Raw genomic sequence first — 17,013 nt, 5'->3', positions numbered from 1 at the left:
GGACGACGTTCACCCGTCGGACAGATATACGCGCAGCGATCGGAATCAGTGCGTCGCGATGGCGCGGGCGGTCGCTGCCCCCACCCCGAGGCGACGGGCGGCGGCGAGGTCGCTGGGGGTGTCGACGTCACACCGCAGGCCCGGCCAGGCGCCGGTCAGCTCGATCGCACCCGAACTGCGGTGCCGCGCCGAGGAATCGGCGCCGAATCGCGGGTCGAGCGGGCTTCCGAACGCGAACAGCGCCGCCGTGCCGGTGGCCAGCCGGTCGGCGACGAAGCTGCGCCGGTGCTGGCGCGCGGCGGCGATCGCCTCGTTCAGCTCCTGAGTCTGCAACGCGGGTAAATCACCTTGCAGCGCAACCACATTGGCGAAGGAGCCGCCCACCGCGCGTTCGGCGGTGGCGATCGCGTTGTTCAGCGGATCGGGGTGACCCTCGGGTGTGGGATCAACCAGCACGTCCGCGCCCAGCTCGGCGGCGGCGGCGGCCGCCGCGTCGTCGGGCGTGATCACGGTGATCGAGCCCAGCGCTCGGACGCGCCCGGCGGCGGTCAGGGTGTCCGCCAGCATGGCGAGCACCACGCTTTCCCGGGTGCGCGCCGAGAAGACCGGGGCCAACCGGGTCTTGGCCGCGGCCAACCTCTTGACGGCGATGATCAGGGCGACGTCGCCCGCGCCGTTGGCCGAACCGTCGGCTCGTATGCCGCTCATGAGATGCCATCCTGCCAGCGACGCCCCGCCGCCGGGACATGCTGGCAGGCGTGACGCCCGGTCCGTCGCTGATCTAGGGTGTAGCGGCTGCAAGTGCCGCGTGAGCTACACCGACCACGGACAGGGGGGTACATGACCAGCACATCGTCGGGTGCCGTGGCGGTCATGGGTGCCGGGGCGTGGGGCACGGCGCTGGCCAAGGTGCTGGTCGAGGCGGGGGGGCCGGAAGCGGCGGTCACGCTGTGGGCCCGCAGACCCGAGATCGCCGAACAGATCAACACCACCCGCTACAACCCCGACTACCTGCCCGGCACGTTGCTGCCGCCGGGCATCCGCGCCACCGCCGACCCCGCCGAGGCCCTGCGCGACGCGTCCACGGTGCTGCTCGGCGTGCCGGCGCAGACCATGCGCAGCAACCTCGAGCGCTGGGCGCCGCTGATTCGCCAGGGCGCGACGCTGGTGAGCCTGGCCAAGGGCATCGAACTGGGCACGCTGATGCGGATGAGTCAGGTGATCGTCTCGGTCACCGGCGTCGACCCGGCTCAGGTCGCGGTGATCTCGGGGCCGAACCTGGCCAGCGAGATCGCCGCATCCCAGCCCGCCGCCACCGTGGTCGCGTGCAGCGACTCGGGTCGGGCCGTCGCCCTGCAGCGCATGCTGAACAGCGGATACTTCCGCCCCTACACCAACAGCGATGTGGTCGGCACCGAGGTCGGCGGGGCCTGCAAGAACGTCATCGCGCTCGCGTGCGGGATGGCGGTCGGTGTCGGGCTCGGCGAGAACACCACGGCGGCGATCATCACCCGCGGCCTGGCCGAAATCATGCGGCTGGGGATCGCGCTGGGTGCCAAGGGCGCCACACTGGCCGGGCTGGCCGGGGTGGGCGATCTGGTGGCCACCTGCAGCTCACCGCATTCCCGCAACCGTTCGCTGGGCGAGCGGCTCGGCCGGGGAGCGAACATCCAGGCGGTGCTGGGCGGCACCCCCGACGGCGGCGACGGGCACGTCGTCGAGGGCGTGACGTCCTGCGAGTCCGTCCTGGCACTGGCCGCCAGTTACGACGTCGAGATGCCCCTCACCGACGCCGTGCACCGGGTCTGCCACAAGGGCCTGTCGGTCGACGAGGCGATCGCGCTGCTCCTGGGCCGCAGCACCAAGCCCGAGTGAAAAGGCCAGGCGAAGGGCCGCCACCCGACCGGGACGGGTGCCACCCGGTAGCCTCTTGAGATTGTGAATGCCAGCGAGCGGGTGCGCGTCGCCGTCGTCTTCGGCGGGCGCAGCAACGAGCACGCCATCTCGTGCGTCTCGGCGGGCAGCATTCTGCGCAACCTGGATCCGGATCGGTTCGACGTGGTCGCGATCGGCATCACCCCGGAGGGGTCGTGGGTGCTCACCGACGGTGATCCGGCCGCGCTGGCCAGCACACCGGCCCCCACGTAGGGCACACCGGCGAGCTCCAGCAGGCCCTGGATCGTGCCGTCCTCGCCGTAGGGGCCGTGCAGCACCGGAAAGACCACGTCGACCGACGCTAAGACCTCGGTGGCGCCGGGCGCCAGGGACACCAACTGGCCGCTGCGCCGGGGATCGGCGGGTAGCGCCAGTTCGGTGCCCGATGCGGCGGTCACCTCGGGCAGTTTCCGGTCGGTGATCGCCAGCGCGGCCGGCATGGACAAGGAATTCACCAAGAAGCTGTTCGCCGCCGAGGGATTGCCGGTCGGTGACTACGCGGTGCTGCGCCCGTCGCGTTCCAGGCTGCGCCCCGAGGAGTGCGAGCGGCTGGGCCTGCCGGTCTTCGTCAAACCCGCGCGGGGCGGCTCCTCGATCGGGGTGAGCCGGGTGTCGAGCTGGGATCAGCTGGACGCCGCCGTCGCGGCCGCGCGCCAACATGATCCCAAGGTCATCGTCGAGGCGGCGATCGTCGGCCGGGAGTTGGAGTGCGGCGTACTCGAAATGCCCGGCGGCACAGTCGAAGCCAGCACGCTGGGCGAGATCCGGGTGGCCGGGGTGCGTGGCCGCGAGGATTCGTTCTACGACTTCTCGACCAAATACCTCGATGACGCGGCCGAACTGGATGTGCCCGCCAAGGTGGACGACGAAATCGCCGACGTGATACGGCAATTGGCGGTCCGGGCGTTCAAGGCCATCGATTGTCAGGGGCTGGCCCGGGTGGACTTCTTCCTCACCGAGGACGGGCCGGTGCTCAACGAGATCAACACGATGCCGGGATTCACCACGATCTCGATGTACCCGAGGATGTGGGCGGCCAGCGGCGTGGATTATCCGACGCTGCTGGCGACGATGGTCGAGACGGCGTTGGCCCGCGGCGTCGGCCTGCGCTGACTGGCACTAACCGGGCTGGCCGGGGTCGATGGGCGTCGCCGGCATGCTGCGGTCGATCACCTCGGAAATCTGCTGGATCGGTGTCGGGCCCGACCCGGTCGGCAGCGTGAGCGCCACGTAGGCCCCGCGGTCCACCGCGTACCAGGTCGATCTGCCCGCGTCGCCGGCGGACTGCTGTTCGGAACTCACCTGGAACCACTGCACCCGGTCGACGACTTGGATGGGGGCGCCGAGCACGAACTCGGCCGGGCGGTCCAGCCCGCAGCGCAGCACCACCGGGTCGCTGTCCGGGCCGGCGCGCCAGGCGGCGGCGCCCTCGGGCGCCGGCTGCTCGAGGGGCGCGCGCTGGTAATCGCCGAGCCGCTGCGGCAGCGCACCCAGCAACGCGCGGCAGCCGGACCCGTCGGCCTGCGGCGCCGGTACCGCGGCCACCGCGACCGCGCGCGGGGGCGCCTGGCGGGTCGCCGCGATGGCCAGGATCACGCCGATCGTCGCGACGGCCAGCACGATGGCGGCGATGATCAGCGCACGCGGTGGTCCGCCATCGGCTTCCGGTTCGGTTGCCACCGCCGCGCACCTCCCATTTCTGCTCACCACTATCGCCTTCGTTGACCCTTACGCCAATTTATTCTCGGGCCGGTCCGCGCGGCGCCGGGAGCCCTATCGTGGGTGGCGTGCCAGACGAATCGGGCGAGTCCCCGTCGCTGCAACAGCTCGGTGAGTTCGCCGTGATCGATCGCCTGGTGCGGGGCCGCCGGCAGCCCCCCGCGGTCGTGCTCGGGCCCGGAGACGATGCCGCGCTGGTGGCGGCCGGTGATGGGCGCGCCCTGGTGTCGACCGACATGCTGGTGCAGGACCGGCACTTCCGGCTGGACTGGTCGACGCCGCACGACATCGGCCGCAAGGCGATCGCCCAGAACGCCGCGGACATCGAGGCCATGGGCGGGCGGCCGACGGCCTTCGTGGTCGCCTTCGGCGCGCCCGGTGATACGCCGGCGGCGCAGGTGGACGCGCTGGTCGACGGGATGTGGGACGAGGCGCAGCGGGTCGGCGCCGGCATCGCCGGCGGTGACCTGGTGCACTGCCCACAGTGGGTCATCTCGGTGACGGTGCTGGGCGAGTCGGACGGGCGCGCGCCGGTGCGGCGATCCGGCGCGCAGCCCGGCGCGATGATTGCCGTCGCCGGGGACCTGGGCCGCTCGGCGGCCGGACTTTCCCTGTGGCGCAAGGAGATCACGGAATTCGGCGAGCTGCGGCACCGGCATCTGGTGCCGGAGCCGCCCTACGGCCAGGGCGCGGTGGCGGCGGCCGCGGGTGCGCAGGCGATGATCGACATCTCCGACGGCCTGATCGCCGACCTGCGCCATGTCGCCGAGGCGTCGGGGGTGGGCATGGATCTGTCGACGGCGGCGCTGGCCGCGGACCGCGATGCGCTGGCCGCGGCCGCCGCCGCCGTGGGCGCCGATCCGTGGCACTGGGTGCTCGGCGGCGGCGAGGACCACGCCCTGGTCGCGTGTTTCGCCGGCCCCGCGCCGGCCGGTTGGCGGATCATCGGGCGGGTTCTCGACGGGCCGGCGCGGGTGCTCGTCGACGATCGAGAGTGGAACGGCTACGCCGGCTGGCAGTCGTATTAGGGTGACGCGGTGACCGTTTACGCGATCGCGGAGAGCCGATGATGACCGCGCGTCCGCTGGGGGAACTGGTCGAGCCGGGGTGGGCGAGTGCGCTGGCGCCGGTGGCCGACCAGGTGGCCGGGATGGGGCAGTTCCTGCGGGCCGAGATCGCGGCCGGGCGCAGGTACCTGCCGGCCGGACCGAATGTGTTGCGCGCTTTCACCTATCCCTTCGACGACGTCAGGGTGCTGATCGTCGGGCAGGACCCGTACCCGACGCCCGGACACGCTGTGGGGCTGAGCTTTTCGGTGGCGCCCGACGTGCGGCCGTTGCCACGCAGTCTGGCCAACATCTTTCAGGAGTACACCGCGGACCTGGGCCATCCGCAGCCCTCCTGTGGCGACCTGACGCCCTGGGCGCAGCGCGGCGTGCTACTGCTGAACCGGGTGCTCACGGTGCGGCCCAGCAATCCGGCGTCGCACCGCGGCAAGGGCTGGGAGGCGGTGACCGAATGCGCCATCCGGGCGCTGACCGAGCGGTCGCGGCCCCTGGTGGCGATCCTGTGGGGCCGCGACGCGTCGACCCTCAAACCCATTCTCGCCCAGGGCAATTGCGTGGCCATCGAGTCACCGCATCCGTCCCCGCTGTCGGCGTCGCGCGGGTTCTTCGGTTCGCGCCCGTTCAGCCGCGCCAACGAATTGCTGACCGGCATGGGCGCCGACGCGATCGACTGGCGCCTGCCATGACCGAGATGACCGCGCTGCGCGCGCACCGGCGGGGCGGCCCGGAGCAGCTGGTGCTCGAACGGGCCCCGCGACCGGTGCCGGCCGCGGGTGAGGTGTTGGTGGCGGTACACGCGGCCGGGATCACCTTCGACGAGCTGACGTGGGAGGAGACCTGGACCCGCGACGGCGCCAGCCGCCTCCCGGTGATCCCCTCACACGAGGTGTCCGGCGTGGTCGAAGCGGTCGCCGCCGACGTGTCGGATTTCGCGCCGGGCGCCGAGGTGTACGGGTTGATCGGGTTCGACCGTGACGGCGCGGCGGCCGATTTCGTCGCCGTGCCCGCCGCCGACCTGGCGACCAAGCCGTCGACCGTGTCGCACACCGTCGCCGCCGCGCTGCCGCTGGCCGGGCTGACCGCCCTGCAGGCGCTGGTCGACCACGCCGCCGTGCAACCCGGCGAGAGCGTGCTGGTGCACGGCGGTGCCGGGGGAGTGGGCCTGCTGACGGTTCAGCTGGCCGCGCTGCTGGGCGCGCGGGTGACCGCGACCGTGCGCAGCGACACCGCCAACCTGCTGCGCGGGTGCGGCGCGCAGCGGGTGATCGACGTGCGCACCGAGGCGTTCGACGAACCCGGTGCCGGCTACGACGTCGTCATCGACACGGTGGGCGGGCCGACATTGGAGCGGTCGTTCGGCGTGCTGCGCCGCGGTGGCCGGCTGGTCACCCTGTCCGCACCGCCTCCAGAGGGCCGGGCCGAGCAATTCGGTGTCACCGCAACCTTTTTCATCGTCACACCGAACCGGGGCCAGCTCGACGAACTCGCCGCGCTGGTCGACGGCGACCGGTTGCACGTCGCGATCGCCCAGACATTCGCGCTCGACCAGGGCCGTGAGGCGTTCGAAAGCCGCGACCACGGCAGGGGCCGCGCCGGTAAGACGGTCCTCATCGTGCGGGACTGAGTGGCGCCATCAGTCCGCGAAATTCACGTCCTTCGTGACGGCCTTCCACTCTTCGATCGACGCCGAGAGCGCGGCGAGCTTGTCGCGCATGGCCTTCAGCACGTCACGGCCCAGCAGTAGCCGCAGCGGCGGCTCGTCGAGCGTGGTCACCATCAGCACCGCTTCGGCGACCTTGCGCGGGTCGCCGGGTAGGTGATCGGCGAACTGCTTGATCAGGTCCTTGCGCGCCGCCACGTCGGCGTAGTCGGCGATCGGGCTGCCCGATTCCTTCATCGACCGCGTCGCCCAGTCGGTGCGAAACGCGCCGGGCTCGATCGCGGTCACCTTGATGCCCAGCGGGCGCACCTCGGCGGCCAGCGCCTCGGTCAGAGCCTCGAGCGCGAACTTGGTCGAGGAGTAGTAGGCGTTGGGCGGGTTGGCCACCAGGCCGGTCATCGAGGAGATGTTGATGATGTGTCCCGACCCGCGGGCGCGCATGGCGGGCAGCACCGCCTTGATCATGTCGACGGCCCCGAAGTAGTTGACGTCGAACAGCTTTCGGACCTCGGCGTCCTCACCCTCTTCCACCGAGGACAGGTAGCCGTGGCCGGCGTTGTTGACCAGGACGTCGACCCCGCCAAATGCCTCGTCTGCCGCGGACACCGCCGCCGCGATCTGGGCGGCATCGGTCACGTCGAGGGCGACGGCCACGGCCCGGTCCCCGAATTCGTCGGCGATGTCGGCCACCGCCTCGGCCCGCCGCGCGGTCACCACGACGCTGTGGCCGGCTTGCAGTGCGGCGCGCGCGATTTCGCGCCCGAAGCCCGTGGAGCATCCCGTGATCAGCCAGCGTGACACGTCAGATCGTCCCTTCCGGCAGGCGGCGCAGGTAGGCGTTGCGCCGGTGTGCGAGGTCGGTCGCGCGCTGCTGTTCGCTCACCCGCGGCAGGTGCGGCACCTCGGCGTCGAGCCGGTCCAGCTTGACCACCCGGCCGCGCGCCCCGAGGTCTTCGCGCGGGCCGGACTCACCGAACTCCGCCATCCGCAACGTCAAGATGGCCTCCCGCAGGCCGTCGGAGTCGATCCAGTTCGCCACGCCGGGGTCGACGGGCGAGATCACGTAGGTGTAGCTACCGTCCTCGTTGGCCACCGACTGCGCCTTGTTGAGGCTGCCGGTTCGGTCGACGAGATTCAGTGTCGTGCCCCAGATGTTGCTCAGCGGCACCGTGAAGTATTCGGCGCCACCGTCATTCAGGTCGACGACGAAGGCCTCGTCCGGGGCGAGGTCGAACCGGCCCATCACATAGACCTGATTGCGCATCGCGCCGACCTTGTCGGCCGACCAGGCGAGATTGAAATGGTTGGCGGGCATCTTGTACACGCCGTGGCTCAGCTTGCCGGTGAAGTTGGCGAAGTAATCCATCATCGCCGCGGTGGCCTCGGCCTGTTCGTCGAGTGTGCGCGCCGGGGCGGCCGGCGGACCGCCAAGGCGTTGCACCTCAATATGATTCGGGTCGTCGAGGTCCCAGTCCAGCAGCACGTCGCGGATGTAGAACTCGTGGGCCTCCGGCGAGGTCTGCACGTGGTTGGGCCGGCCGTTGGCCGGCTCGGAGTCGACGGTGATGGTGTAGCTGCCGTCGGAGTCGACCTGCATGGTGCGGCCGTTGAGGACGGCGACGGTCCCCATGCGCGCGTCCCACAGCGTGAAGTAGTTCTCGGTCATCCGGTGCTCGCCGACCCGGCCGTGGATCTCGTAGCGCTCGTCGCCGGAGATCGGGATCACCCGGTACACGCTGTCGGGATTGTCGATGCCCCACCGGGATCCGGGAATGCGACGGCCGTCCACCGGGTGCGCGAGCCGGGTGATGCAACTGACCTTCGGTCGCAGCTTGTCCTGATTGGACGACCACACCGCCGCCGAGAACATCACCTCGGCGAACGCGTCGTCGAACCGTTCGCGCATCGCCTCCGACGCCTTGGCGCGACCGAGCCAGGTCTCGGCGACCGCGCCGTAGGCGGCCTTGACGGTAGGGTGCTCGATCAGGTCGAGGGCCGCCAGCTCCTGCTCGTGCTGGGACGCCGTCGCGACCGGGTGTTCAGGCATGCGCTGTTCCTCCGATTTGCCGTCCGAAACGCTTGTTGTACAACGTGAATCGCTCATCGACCTGCTCGGGACGCAGGCCGTAGGGCTCCAGTCCGTAGGGCGGCCGCGGCACCTCACGGGGACGGTGGGCCAGCCAGCGCCGCATCGCGTCCTCGGCCTGCGCGGTCAGCGGCAGGCCGACGGCGTCGTAGACGCGGGCCACCTGGCCGATCGGGTCGGCCACCGCCTCGTCGAACCCGATGTCGGTGACCACGGCATCCTGATCGGTCCAGCCGTCGCGGATCGCCATCGCCCGGTCATTGGTCCAGCCCATCCGCTCCAGCCATTGCGCACCGACCCGGTGCACGTCGACGGCATCGGCGTGCATCGCGTGCAGGGTCGCGTTCAGGCTGGCCCCCGACGCGATGGTGGTGCGCGGGTCGCGATGCATGTGCACGAGGTGCAGGTCGGGGAACTGGGCACGCAACAGATGCAAATACCCAAGGTGCGCAGGGGATTTGAGCACCCAGCGCCGGCCGTGGGCGCCCCGCTGCCGTTTCTGCCACTGCAGGAACTGCAGCATCCGGTGGAGATAGCCGTAAGCGGGGGAGAAGTCCTGGTCGTCGAGCCAGGACCGGTACCGCGGCAGGTGCGCCCCCGACTCGGGAACGTGCGACAAGAACGCGTCGGCCAAAAAGACGATCTCCTCCTCGGCCTCCCTGGCATACATCGGATGAATCGAGAACAATTCGGGCGCCAGTTCGCGGGATTTCGCTTCGCGCGCTTCGCTGATCGCGATGCGCGGATCGGGCGCGTCGGTGAACCGATGGTCCAGGCGCGGCGCGACCTCGACGACCTCCCAGCCGTAGGCGCAGACGAAGCGCGGGTCGGCGGCCAGCAGCCGCTGCAGCAGCGTGGTGCCGCTGCGCATCATCCCGACGACCACGATCGGCGCGGCCACCCGCTCGTCGAGGATCTCCGGGTGCCGGCGGATCCACTCCTGCGCGCGCAGCCGCATCCGCAGGCTGTGCACGATGCCGGACCGCAGGATGTGCACGCCCTGGGCATTGAGGCCGTTGAGGTCGGTGCGGGCATAGTCGGCCAGCAACATCCGCAGCGCGCCGTCGAATTCGCCTGGGCCCCAATCGCTTAGCTCTTCCTTGCGTTGCGCATCGGCCAGCACGGCGGCCGGGTCGAACGGGCCGTCGGACGCGCTCGCGGATGCCACGGGTCAGAACTTCAGATGCCGGCTGACGTCGCCGACCTGGTCGACGAACATGGTGCGGCTGTCGAAGCGCCAGGCTCCGTCCACGCGGTGGAACGTGTCCTTGTAATGCCCGGTCACGATGACCTGCAGCGGCAACTCATCGGTGGCCTGCGTGACGCAGTAATAGGACGTGCTCTGCGCGGTCCCGGCCGCCTCGTCGATGTAGAGCTGCACATTGGTCGTGTTGTGTTTGGTCTTCGGGGTGCCGTCCTCGTAGATCCGGGTGGCCATGTCATACATCTCCCGCACCCGGGCGGAACCGGCGAACACCGTCTCGGGCGGGCCGTCCTGGATCCCGCAGATGCGGCCGTGCTCGAATAACCGGGCCACGCCGTCCAGGTCGCCGCCGTCGAGAAGCTGCGCATAGGTGTAGATGAGGTTGGTGATCTCGGTGGCGCTGTCACTCATTGTCGAACCGCCTCGGGAGTCTTCCGCTCTGTTCCGCAACAATGTTGGCAGAACCGGTCCAACTTACATAGAACCGACCATTACTCTGATCGCCGTGACCCTACCGTGGACGCCGAGCCGGCTCGGCAACCTGACCGGCAAACGCGTGATCGTGACCGGGGCAACCAACGGCGTCGGGCTCGGCACGGCGCGTGCGCTCGCCAAAGCCGGGGCGCACGTGATCCTGGCGGTGCGCAACACCGAACTCGGGAAGCAACGCGCCACCGAAATGGGTGGGTCGACCGCTGTGGTCAAGCTCGACCTCGCCGACCTGTCGTCGGTGCGTGCCTTCGCGGACCTGATCGACGGGCCGGTCGACATCCTGATCAACAACGCCGGTGCCCTGACCGACCGGCGCACCGAGACGGTCGACGGCTTCGAGATGACACTGGGCACCAACCTGCTCGGACCGTTCGCACTGACCAATCTGCTGCTGGGAAGGGTGCGTTCGCAGATCATCAACGTCGGCTCCGACGCACACCGGTCGGCGACGCTGCACCTGGACGACCTGCATCTGCGCCGGCACAAGTGGACGAGGCTGGGCGCCTACGCGCAGTCGAAGCTCGCGGTCATGCTGTGGGGGCTGGAGCTCGACCGCAGGCTGCGCGCGGCCGGATCGCCGATCGTCACGCAGCTCACCCACCCGGGGTGGGTGGCCTCCAACCTGTCGAACCTCGGCGACTCACGGCTGATGTCGCTGGCCCACAAAGGGGTCAAGGTGGTGGCCGACCGGCTGGCCAACGACATCGACGAGGGCGCGGCGCCGACGCTGTACTGCATCAGCGAGCCGATCCCGCCGGGCAGTTACGTCGGGGTCAGCGGCAGGTTCGGGCTGCGCGGCGGCCCGGTGCTGATCGGCCGCACGCCGCTGGCCTGCGATTACGACACGGCCGCGCGGCTGGTGACCTTCGCCGAACGCGAGACCGGCACACAACTGGAGGTGTAGTCATGGGCGACTTCGACAACACGGTGGCCGTCATCACCGGCGCCGCGCGCGGCCAGGGCCGCAGCCACGCCGTGGCGCTGGCCGAGCAGGGCGCCGACATCATCGCCGTCGACATCTGCGCCGACCTCGAGGCGATCCCCTACGCCCTGGGGACCGAATCCGAGCTCGCCGAGACCGTACAGCTGGTCCAGGCGGCCGGTCGCAAGGCGGTGTCCGTCGCCGCGGACGTCCGCGACCTCCAGGCGCTGCAGGCCGGGGTGCAGGCCGGCGTCGACGAGCTCGGCGACATCGACATCGTGGTCGCCAACGCCGGGGTGGTGGCCATCGGCGTCACCGACCCCGAGTCCGAACCGGTGTTCAACACGATCGTCGACACCAACCTCAAGGGTGTGTGGCACACGCTGCTGGCGGCGGTGCCCTCGATCGTGCGCAAGGGCCGGGGCGGCTCGGTGGTGCTGGTCAGCTCGTCACAGGGCCTGACCGGCCGCGGTGGCGACGGCAGCGCGGCGATGTTCGCCTACGCCGCGTCCAAACACGGTGTGGTGGGTTTGATGCGCTCGGCGGCGAACGCCTATGCGCCGCACAAGATTCGGGTCAATTCGATCCACCCGAGCGGGGTTGCGACGCCGATGATCCTCAACGATTTCGTGGTGAACCGGATGCTGGAGAACCCCAACCCGGCCCTGTCGCAGACGCTGCTACCCGACGTGCCGCTGGTCGAGGCGCAGGACGTCACCGAAGCGGTGCTCTGGCTTGCCGGGCCGCGATCGCGCTACATCACCGGCGCGGCGATCCCGGTGGACGCCGGCCACGTCGTCATGTGAACGGCTGCCGTCAGCCCCGGACGACCTTGCCGGCCTTGATGCAGGAGGTGCAGACGTTCAGGCGCTGCTTGTTGCCGCCCGGGCGGGTGACGACGTGCACGGTCTGAACGTTGGGGTCCCACCGGCGGCTGGTGCGGCGGTGGGAGTGTGACACCGACTTACCGAAGCCGGGGCCTTTCCCGCAGATGTCGCACACAGCGGCCATTGTTCAAGCTCCTCAAATCTCGGGGGTCCGGCAATTCGGCCGGGACAGCCCAGGTTGCACCGGGCACACCTGAGGATACCGACTCCTCCGGCAACCACCAAAACGGTCGTCAGGGGCCGACCCTGCGGTTACGCGCGGTCGCGCCGGTTTGCTGTGCGCTGCAACCCTCTCGCATGGTCGACATGCAGTCGATCACAGTAGGGGCTTTGACCGGGGTGGATGGCGTGCCCGGTCGCTAGGATGACAGCGCCGCCGATGGTCGGCGCGGTCGCTGCCTGTGTCAGGCGCGGACGGCGCGTCGATTTGGCTGAAGTCTTCTTCCCGGCGGTGCCGGCCCGCGCGGAGCTGCGGATGAGGCTGGGAAGCAAATATCGGCAGGTTTGAGGGGAGTGCGCGGGGTGGTTGCGCGCGCCGAAAACGCCGCCGGTCCAGCCCGCGTCGAAAGCCGGCGGGGCTCTCCGGTGGGCGTACGACGGTTGGTCTCGAGGTTGCGCCGGGTGGCGACGGCCTATCTGGTGGTGGCGGCGCTGGGCAGCGTCGCCATCGGAAGCACCTCGGTTAACTGCCCGACCGCCGTGGGCGGCCAGTACGGCGCCGGGCAGGGCGGGGCGGGCCCCAGGGCAGCGGCCGGTGCGACGTGGTGGTGGCAGCCCGATGCGCCTCGTCCTGCGGTGCAAGAGGCGGCGGCCGTGCGCGAGGGCGGCATCCAGCTGCGGCAGGTCGCTTTCGACGGCCGGGAAGTGTGGCCCGACGGACCCGAGGCGATCCGCGGCTATCTCGAGGAGGCGCTGACCCGGATCGGGGTCACCGACGCGGCGGCCCGTGGTCACTGGATCGAGGGCATGATGACCATCGCTGATCACGAGTCGCAATTTCATTCGGGTGCGATCAACCTGTCGGACAGCAACGCCTATGGGCCTTCCCAGCTCGACGGCGGCCCGCTGCACGCCACGCGGGGCCCGTGGCAGATGATGCCGGATACCTTCGCGGCCTTTCACCAGCCCGGGACGTCGAACTCGGCGTGGGATCCGGTGGCCACTGCGTGCGCGTCGATGAACTATCAGATGAGCCGCTACGGCGTCAGCCGCGACGGCAGCAATGAGCGCATGTTGGTGGGCCAGGCCAATCCCGGTATCCGGCAGGGCTATTAAACCCGCCTGCGATACCTTCTTGGCCGGAAAATGTGGCGTCGAGGACTACCTCGACCAAATACGTCCGCTACTGTTCGATCTTCCTCAACGGGCGCAGAGCAACTGAGCGCAGCGGCTCCGGCGCCCGGCTACGCTGGCGCCCACCGGGGGACTGGTGCGGAGGAGGTGGGTCACACTGGGCACTGCGGATACGTCGCAGGATCGTCTCCTGGACGCGACCACCCTGCGCGACTGGGCGCACACCGCCGTCAGCGACCTGATCACGCACATCGACGAAATCAACCGGCTCAACGTCTTCCCCGTCGCCGACTCCGACACCGGCGCCAACATGCTGTTCACCATGCGTTCCGCCCTGGCAGAGGCCAACGCGGGCGCCGAGGCCGGATCGGGCTGCGTGGCGCGGGCCGCGGCGGCGCTGTCGGCCGGCGCGCTGAACGGCGCCCGCGGCAATTCCGGCGTGATCCTGTCGCAGATCCTGCGGGGCCTCGCCGACGTCACCGCGACCGCGGCCGCCGATGCCGGGGGTGAGCTGTCGCACATCGACGTCGCGATCCTCGGTGCGGCGCTGCAGCGCGGCGTGGAGCTGGTCATCAGCTCGATGGGCGGTGAGGAGATCCCCGGGACCATCGTCTCGGTCCTGCGGGCGGCCGCCCACGCCGTCGCGCAGTGCGCCCGGGCCGGGGACGGTCTGGTGCCGGCGGTCATCGCGGCCGGTGACGCGGCGGTGGTCGCCCTGGAGAAGACGCCCGAACAACTCGACGTGCTCGCCGACGCCGGCGCCGTGGACGCCGGCGGGCGCGGACTGCTGGTCCTGCTGGACGCGCTGCGCTGCACCATCACCGGGCAGGCTCCCGCCCGCACGGTGTACGAGCTGTCGCCGCGGGAACTGCAACCGGAGTCGTCCGCGCAGCGCCCGGCGCCCCACTTCGAGGTGATGTACCGGCTGGACGACTGCGAGCCCGCGGCGGCGGACAGGCTGCGGGATCGGTTGGGGGAGTTGGGCGATTCGGTGGGCATCGCGTCGGCGCCGTCGTCGGCGCAGCGCACGTACTCGGTCCACGTGCACACCGACGACGCCGGCGCCGCCGTGGAAGCGGGCCTGGCGGCCGGGCGGCTGAGCCGCATCGTCATCTCGGCGCTGAGCTCGGGCGCCCCGGGCCTGCCCGCCGGCGGCTGGACGCGGGAGCGCGCCGTGCTGGCGGTGGTCGACGGGGACGGCGCCGCCGAGCTGTTCGCCGGGGAGGGCGCCAGCGTGCTGCAACGCGAATCGACCGGGCACGATCCCGTCACCAACATCAGCGCGCACCAACTGATGCGGGCCATCGTGGACACCGGCGCCGCACAGGTGATGGTGCTACCCAATGGCTACGTGGCGGCCGAGGAGTTGGTGGCCGGTTGCACCGCGGCGATCGGCTGGGGCATCGATGTGGTGCCGATCCCGACCGGCTCGATGGTGCAGGGGCTGGCCGCGCTGGCCGTGCACGAAACCGACCGGCAGGCGGTGGACGACGGCTACACCATGGCCCGCGCCGCCGGTGCGGCGCGGCACGGCTCGGTGCGCATCGCGACCGAAAGCGCGCTGACCTGGGCGGGGCGCTGCCGGCCCGGCGACGGCCTGGGCATCGCGGGCGACGAGGTGCTGATCGTGGCCGCCGATGCGGTCGGGGCGGCGATAGGCCTGCTCGACCTGCTGCTGGCCTCGGGCGGCGACCTGGTGACGGTGCTGCTGGGCGCCGGCATCGACGGCTCCGATGCCAATGCCGGCGCGCTCGGCGACATTCTGGAAGAACACATGCACGACCACCACCCCGGGACCGAACTGGTCACTTACCGCACCGGCCACCACGGTGACGCGCTGCTGATCGGGGTCGAGTAGCGATGGTGTCGCTGGGCGACCGGCTGGACTTCGTGGTGGGAGCCAAGGCCGCCGAATCGCTCGACGAGGTCTTCGGCATCCGCACCGTCGACGCCCTGCTGCGCCACTATCCGCGCAGCTATACGGAGGGCGCCTCGCGGTGGGGTTCCGACGACGAGCGGCCCGAAATGGGCGAGCACATCACCATCATCGACACGATCGCCGAAACCGAGACGTTTCCGATGAAGAAGAACCCGAAGAAGCTGTGCCACCGCATCACCCTCGGCTCGGGCCGCAGCAAGGTGACCGCGACGTTCTTCAACGCGAACTACTTGAAGAAGGACCTGACCAAGGGCACCAAGGTGATGCTCTCCGGGGAGGTCGGGTTCTTCCGGAACGTCATGCAGCTGACGCACCCGGCGTTCCTCATCGTCGACTCGCCGGACGGACGCAACCGCGGGACGCGGTCGCTGAAGAACATCGCCAACGCCTCGGGCGCCACCAGCGGCGAAGAATTGCTGGACGCCTACGAACGCCATTTCTTCCCGATCTATCCCGCCAGCACGAAATTGCAGAGCTGGGACATCTTTTCGTGCGTGCGCCAGGTGCTCGACGTGCTCGACCCGGTGCCGGATCCGCTGCCCGAGGAGTTGCGCGCGAAATTCGGCCTGATCTCCGAGGACCAGGCATTGCGCGACATCCATCTCGCCGAGAGCGAGCCGCGGCGGCAGCGGGCCCGCGAGCGCCTGACCTTCGACGAAGCCGTCGGTCTGCAGTGGGCGTTGGTGGCCCGCCGCCACGGTGAACTGTCGGAGTCGGGACCGCCGGCGCCGCGGCGCCCGGACGGCTTGGTCACACAACTGTTGGGGCGCTTGCCCTTCGAGTTGACCGCGGGGCAGCGCGAGGTGCTCGGCGTGCTGTCCGAGGGGCTCGCGGCGAGCCGGCCGTTGAACCGGCTGCTGCAGGGCGAGGTGGGTTCGGGCAAGACGATCGTCTCGGTGCTGGCGATGCTGCAGATGGTGGACGCCGGATATCAGTGTGCGCTGCTGGCGCCGACGGAAGTGCTTGCCGCGCAACATCTCCGATCGATCCGCGATGTGCTCGGCCCGTTGGCGATGGCCGGGCAGCTGGGTGGCGCCGATAACGGCACCCGGCTGGCGCTGCTGACCGGTTCGATGACCGCCGCGCAGAAAAAGCAGATCCGCGCCGAGATCGCCGGCGGTGAGGTCGGCATCGTCGTGGGCACCCACGCCCTGCTGCAGGACGCGGTGGAATTCGACAACCTGGGCATGGTGGTGGTCGACGAGCAACACCGCTTCGGTGTCGAGCAGCGAGATCAGCTGCGCGCCAAGGCCCGTCCCGGTGTGACGCCGCACCTGCTGGTGATGACCGCCACGCCGATACCGCGTACCGTCGCGCTCACCGTGTACGGGGATCTGGAAACCTCGACGCTGCGCGAACTTCCGCGTGGGCGCCAGCCGATCACCAGCAACGTCATCTTCGTCAAGGACAAGCCCGCGTGGCTCGGCCGGGCCTGGCAGCGGATAGCCGAGGAGGTCGCCGCCGGCCGTCAGGCCTACGTGGTGGCGCCGCGCATCGACGAGAGCGACGATCCGGGCGATGAGCAGAACGCCAAGGCGCCGGAGACCGCCGAGGGTCTGTACGCCCGGCTGCGCTCCGGGGAGTTGGCGAACCTGCGGCTGGGCCTGATGCACGGGCGGCTGTCCGCCGAGGAGAAGGACGCCGCCATGGCGGCCTTCCGGGCCGGTGATGTCGATGTGCTGGTGTGCACCACCGTCATCGAGGTGGGCGTCGACGTCCCCAACGCCACCGTGATGCTGGTGATGGACGCCGACCGGTTCGGGATCAGTCAGTTGCACCAGCTGCGCGGCCGGATCGGCCGTGGCCAGC

16 protein-coding genes and 3 pseudogenes are annotated in these 17,013 nt (G+C 70.2%); 11 read left to right on the top strand and 8 right to left on the bottom strand.

Annotated elements, in window-relative coordinates; all coding sequences use genetic code 11:
* Positions 1–45 precede the first annotated feature (45 nt).
* Positions 46–708: a 2-phospho-L-lactate guanylyltransferase gene (gene cofC / locus A5624_RS04245; protein ID WP_066862014.1), complete on the bottom strand. Its 663-nt coding sequence runs from the start codon at positions 706–708 to the stop codon at positions 46–48.
* A gap of 132 nt (positions 709–840) precedes the next feature.
* Between cofC and A5624_RS04240 the strand changes: the two genes are divergently transcribed.
* Together A5624_RS04240 and A5624_RS28885 are read left to right on the top strand one after the other, a co-directional pair.
* Complete coding sequence (locus A5624_RS04240) at positions 841–1,875, top strand: NAD(P)H-dependent glycerol-3-phosphate dehydrogenase (protein ID WP_066862011.1); 1,035 nt, start codon at positions 841–843, stop codon at positions 1,873–1,875.
* Positions 1,876–1,938: 63 nt separating this feature from the next.
* Positions 1,939–2,133, top strand: a pseudogene (locus tag A5624_RS28885) (D-alanine--D-alanine ligase A); the annotation flags it as partial.
* On the opposite strand, the pseudogene A5624_RS29420 reads toward A5624_RS28885, so the two are convergent.
* Positions 2,118–2,231: pseudogene (locus tag A5624_RS29420) on the bottom strand (D-alanine--D-alanine ligase A); the annotation flags it as partial. The pseudogenes A5624_RS28885 and A5624_RS29420 sit on opposite strands and share 16 nt — an antisense overlap.
* Before the next feature lie 121 nt (positions 2,232–2,352).
* On the opposite strand from A5624_RS29420, the pseudogene A5624_RS04235 reads away from it, so the two are divergent.
* A pseudogene (locus tag A5624_RS04235) lies at positions 2,353–3,048 on the top strand (D-alanine--D-alanine ligase family protein); the annotation flags it as partial.
* 6 nt (positions 3,049–3,054) lie between these two features.
* Here the strand turns inward: A5624_RS04235 and A5624_RS04230 are convergent.
* Complete coding sequence (locus A5624_RS04230) at positions 3,055–3,615, bottom strand: DUF3515 domain-containing protein (RefSeq protein WP_066862009.1); 561 nt, start codon at positions 3,613–3,615, stop codon at positions 3,055–3,057.
* 98 nt (positions 3,616–3,713) lie between these two features.
* On the opposite strand from A5624_RS04230, the gene A5624_RS04225 reads away from it, so the two are divergent.
* The 3 genes from A5624_RS04225 to A5624_RS04215 are packed head-to-tail and all read left to right on the top strand — an operon-like array spanning position 3,714 to position 6,345.
* Positions 3,714–4,682 (top strand): thiamine-phosphate kinase, encoded by a 969-nt coding sequence (locus tag A5624_RS04225; RefSeq protein ID WP_066862007.1) that lies wholly within the window; start codon positions 3,714–3,716, stop codon positions 4,680–4,682.
* 41 nt (positions 4,683–4,723) lie between these two features.
* The gene (locus A5624_RS04220) at positions 4,724–5,407 is read left to right on the top strand and encodes a uracil-DNA glycosylase (RefSeq protein ID WP_066862262.1); all 684 of its coding nucleotides are present in this window, start codon (positions 4,724–4,726) and stop codon (positions 5,405–5,407) included.
* Between the two features lie 5 nt (positions 5,408–5,412).
* Positions 5,413–6,345, top strand: coding sequence for an NADP-dependent oxidoreductase (locus tag A5624_RS04215; protein WP_066862265.1), 933 nt, complete (start codon positions 5,413–5,415; stop codon positions 6,343–6,345).
* Between the two features lie 9 nt (positions 6,346–6,354).
* On the opposite strand, the gene A5624_RS04210 is transcribed toward A5624_RS04215, so the two are convergent.
* Genes A5624_RS04210 through A5624_RS04195 form a run of 4 tightly spaced genes read right to left on the bottom strand, consistent with a single transcriptional unit; the run spans position 6,355 to position 10,082 of the window.
* Positions 6,355–7,182: an oxidoreductase gene (locus tag A5624_RS04210; protein ID WP_066862005.1), complete on the bottom strand. Its 828-nt coding sequence runs from the start codon at positions 7,180–7,182 to the stop codon at positions 6,355–6,357.
* 1 nt (position 7,183) lies between these two features.
* The gene (locus A5624_RS04205) at positions 7,184–8,428 is read right to left on the bottom strand and encodes a DUF1214 domain-containing protein (RefSeq protein ID WP_066862003.1); all 1,245 of its coding nucleotides are present in this window, start codon (positions 8,426–8,428) and stop codon (positions 7,184–7,186) included.
* Entirely contained in the window at positions 8,421–9,635 is a 1,215-nt protein-coding gene (locus tag A5624_RS04200; RefSeq protein WP_066862001.1) for a sulfotransferase, read from the bottom strand. Before A5624_RS04200 ends, A5624_RS04205 begins: the two co-directional genes overlap by 8 nt.
* A 3-nt stretch (positions 9,636–9,638) precedes the next feature.
* A complete protein-coding gene (locus tag A5624_RS04195; protein WP_066861998.1) occupies positions 9,639–10,082 on the bottom strand; it encodes a nuclear transport factor 2 family protein in 444 nt (147 codons plus the stop codon).
* Positions 10,083–10,176: 94 nt separating this feature from the next.
* Between A5624_RS04195 and A5624_RS04190 the strand changes: the two genes are divergently transcribed.
* Both A5624_RS04190 and A5624_RS04185 read left to right on the top strand, forming a co-directional pair.
* A complete protein-coding gene (locus A5624_RS04190; protein ID WP_066861996.1) occupies positions 10,177–11,067 on the top strand; it encodes an SDR family NAD(P)-dependent oxidoreductase in 891 nt (296 codons plus the stop codon).
* Positions 11,068–11,069: 2 nt separating this feature from the next.
* A complete protein-coding gene (locus A5624_RS04185; protein WP_066861993.1) occupies positions 11,070–11,891 on the top strand; it encodes a mycofactocin-coupled SDR family oxidoreductase in 822 nt (273 codons plus the stop codon).
* 10 nt (positions 11,892–11,901) lie between these two features.
* Here A5624_RS04185 and rpmB read toward each other — a convergent pair whose 3' ends face one another.
* The gene (gene rpmB / locus A5624_RS04180) at positions 11,902–12,096 is read right to left on the bottom strand and encodes a 50S ribosomal protein L28 (RefSeq protein WP_046185726.1); all 195 of its coding nucleotides are present in this window, start codon (positions 12,094–12,096) and stop codon (positions 11,902–11,904) included.
* Between the two features lie 497 nt (positions 12,097–12,593).
* Between rpmB and A5624_RS04175 the strand changes: the two genes are divergently transcribed.
* The 3 genes from A5624_RS04175 to recG form a co-directional block, all read left to right on the top strand.
* Positions 12,594–13,247 carry a transglycosylase gene (locus tag A5624_RS04175; protein ID WP_369827435.1) on the top strand — a complete coding sequence of 218 codons (654 nt, stop codon included), beginning with the start codon at positions 12,594–12,596 and terminating at the stop codon, positions 13,245–13,247.
* Positions 13,248–13,422: 175 nt separating this feature from the next.
* A complete protein-coding gene (locus A5624_RS04170) occupies positions 13,423–15,123 on the top strand; it encodes a DAK2 domain-containing protein (RefSeq protein ID WP_066862256.1) in 1,701 nt (566 codons plus the stop codon).
* A gap of 2 nt (positions 15,124–15,125) precedes the next feature.
* Positions 15,126–17,013 (top strand): ATP-dependent DNA helicase RecG (recG, locus tag A5624_RS04165; RefSeq protein WP_066861991.1); only part of this gene is annotated, 1,888 nt, incomplete at its 3' end.

The organism is Mycobacterium sp. 1482292.6 (assembly GCF_001672995.1).
GTDB classification, from domain to species: domain Bacteria; phylum Actinomycetota; class Actinomycetes; order Mycobacteriales; family Mycobacteriaceae; genus Mycobacterium; species Mycobacterium europaeum_A.
This window is presented reverse-complemented; position numbering and strand designations above follow the sequence as displayed.

Bases quoted from the DNA above. Each gene is read 5' to 3' on its own strand.
- A5624_RS04195 (WP_066861998.1), bottom strand. From the start codon at position 10,082: ATGAGTGACAGCGCCACCGAGATCACCAACCTCATCTACACCTATGCG.
- A5624_RS04205 (WP_066862003.1), bottom strand. From the start codon at position 8,428: ATGCCTGAACACCCGGTCGCGACGGCGTCCCAGCACGAGCAGGAGCTG.
- rpmB (WP_046185726.1), bottom strand. From the start codon at position 12,096: ATGGCCGCTGTGTGCGACATCTGCGGGAAAGGCCCCGGCTTCGGTAAG.
- A5624_RS04240 (WP_066862011.1), top strand. From the start codon at position 841: ATGACCAGCACATCGTCGGGTGCCGTGGCGGTCATGGGTGCCGGGGCG.
- cofC (WP_066862014.1), bottom strand. From the start codon at position 708: ATGAGCGGCATACGAGCCGACGGTTCGGCCAACGGCGCGGGCGACGTC.
- A5624_RS04220 (WP_066862262.1), top strand. From the start codon at position 4,724: ATGACCGCGCGTCCGCTGGGGGAACTGGTCGAGCCGGGGTGGGCGAGT.
- A5624_RS04215 (WP_066862265.1), top strand. From the start codon at position 5,413: ATGACCGCGCTGCGCGCGCACCGGCGGGGCGGCCCGGAGCAGCTGGTG.
- A5624_RS04185 (WP_066861993.1), top strand. From the start codon at position 11,070: ATGGGCGACTTCGACAACACGGTGGCCGTCATCACCGGCGCCGCGCGC.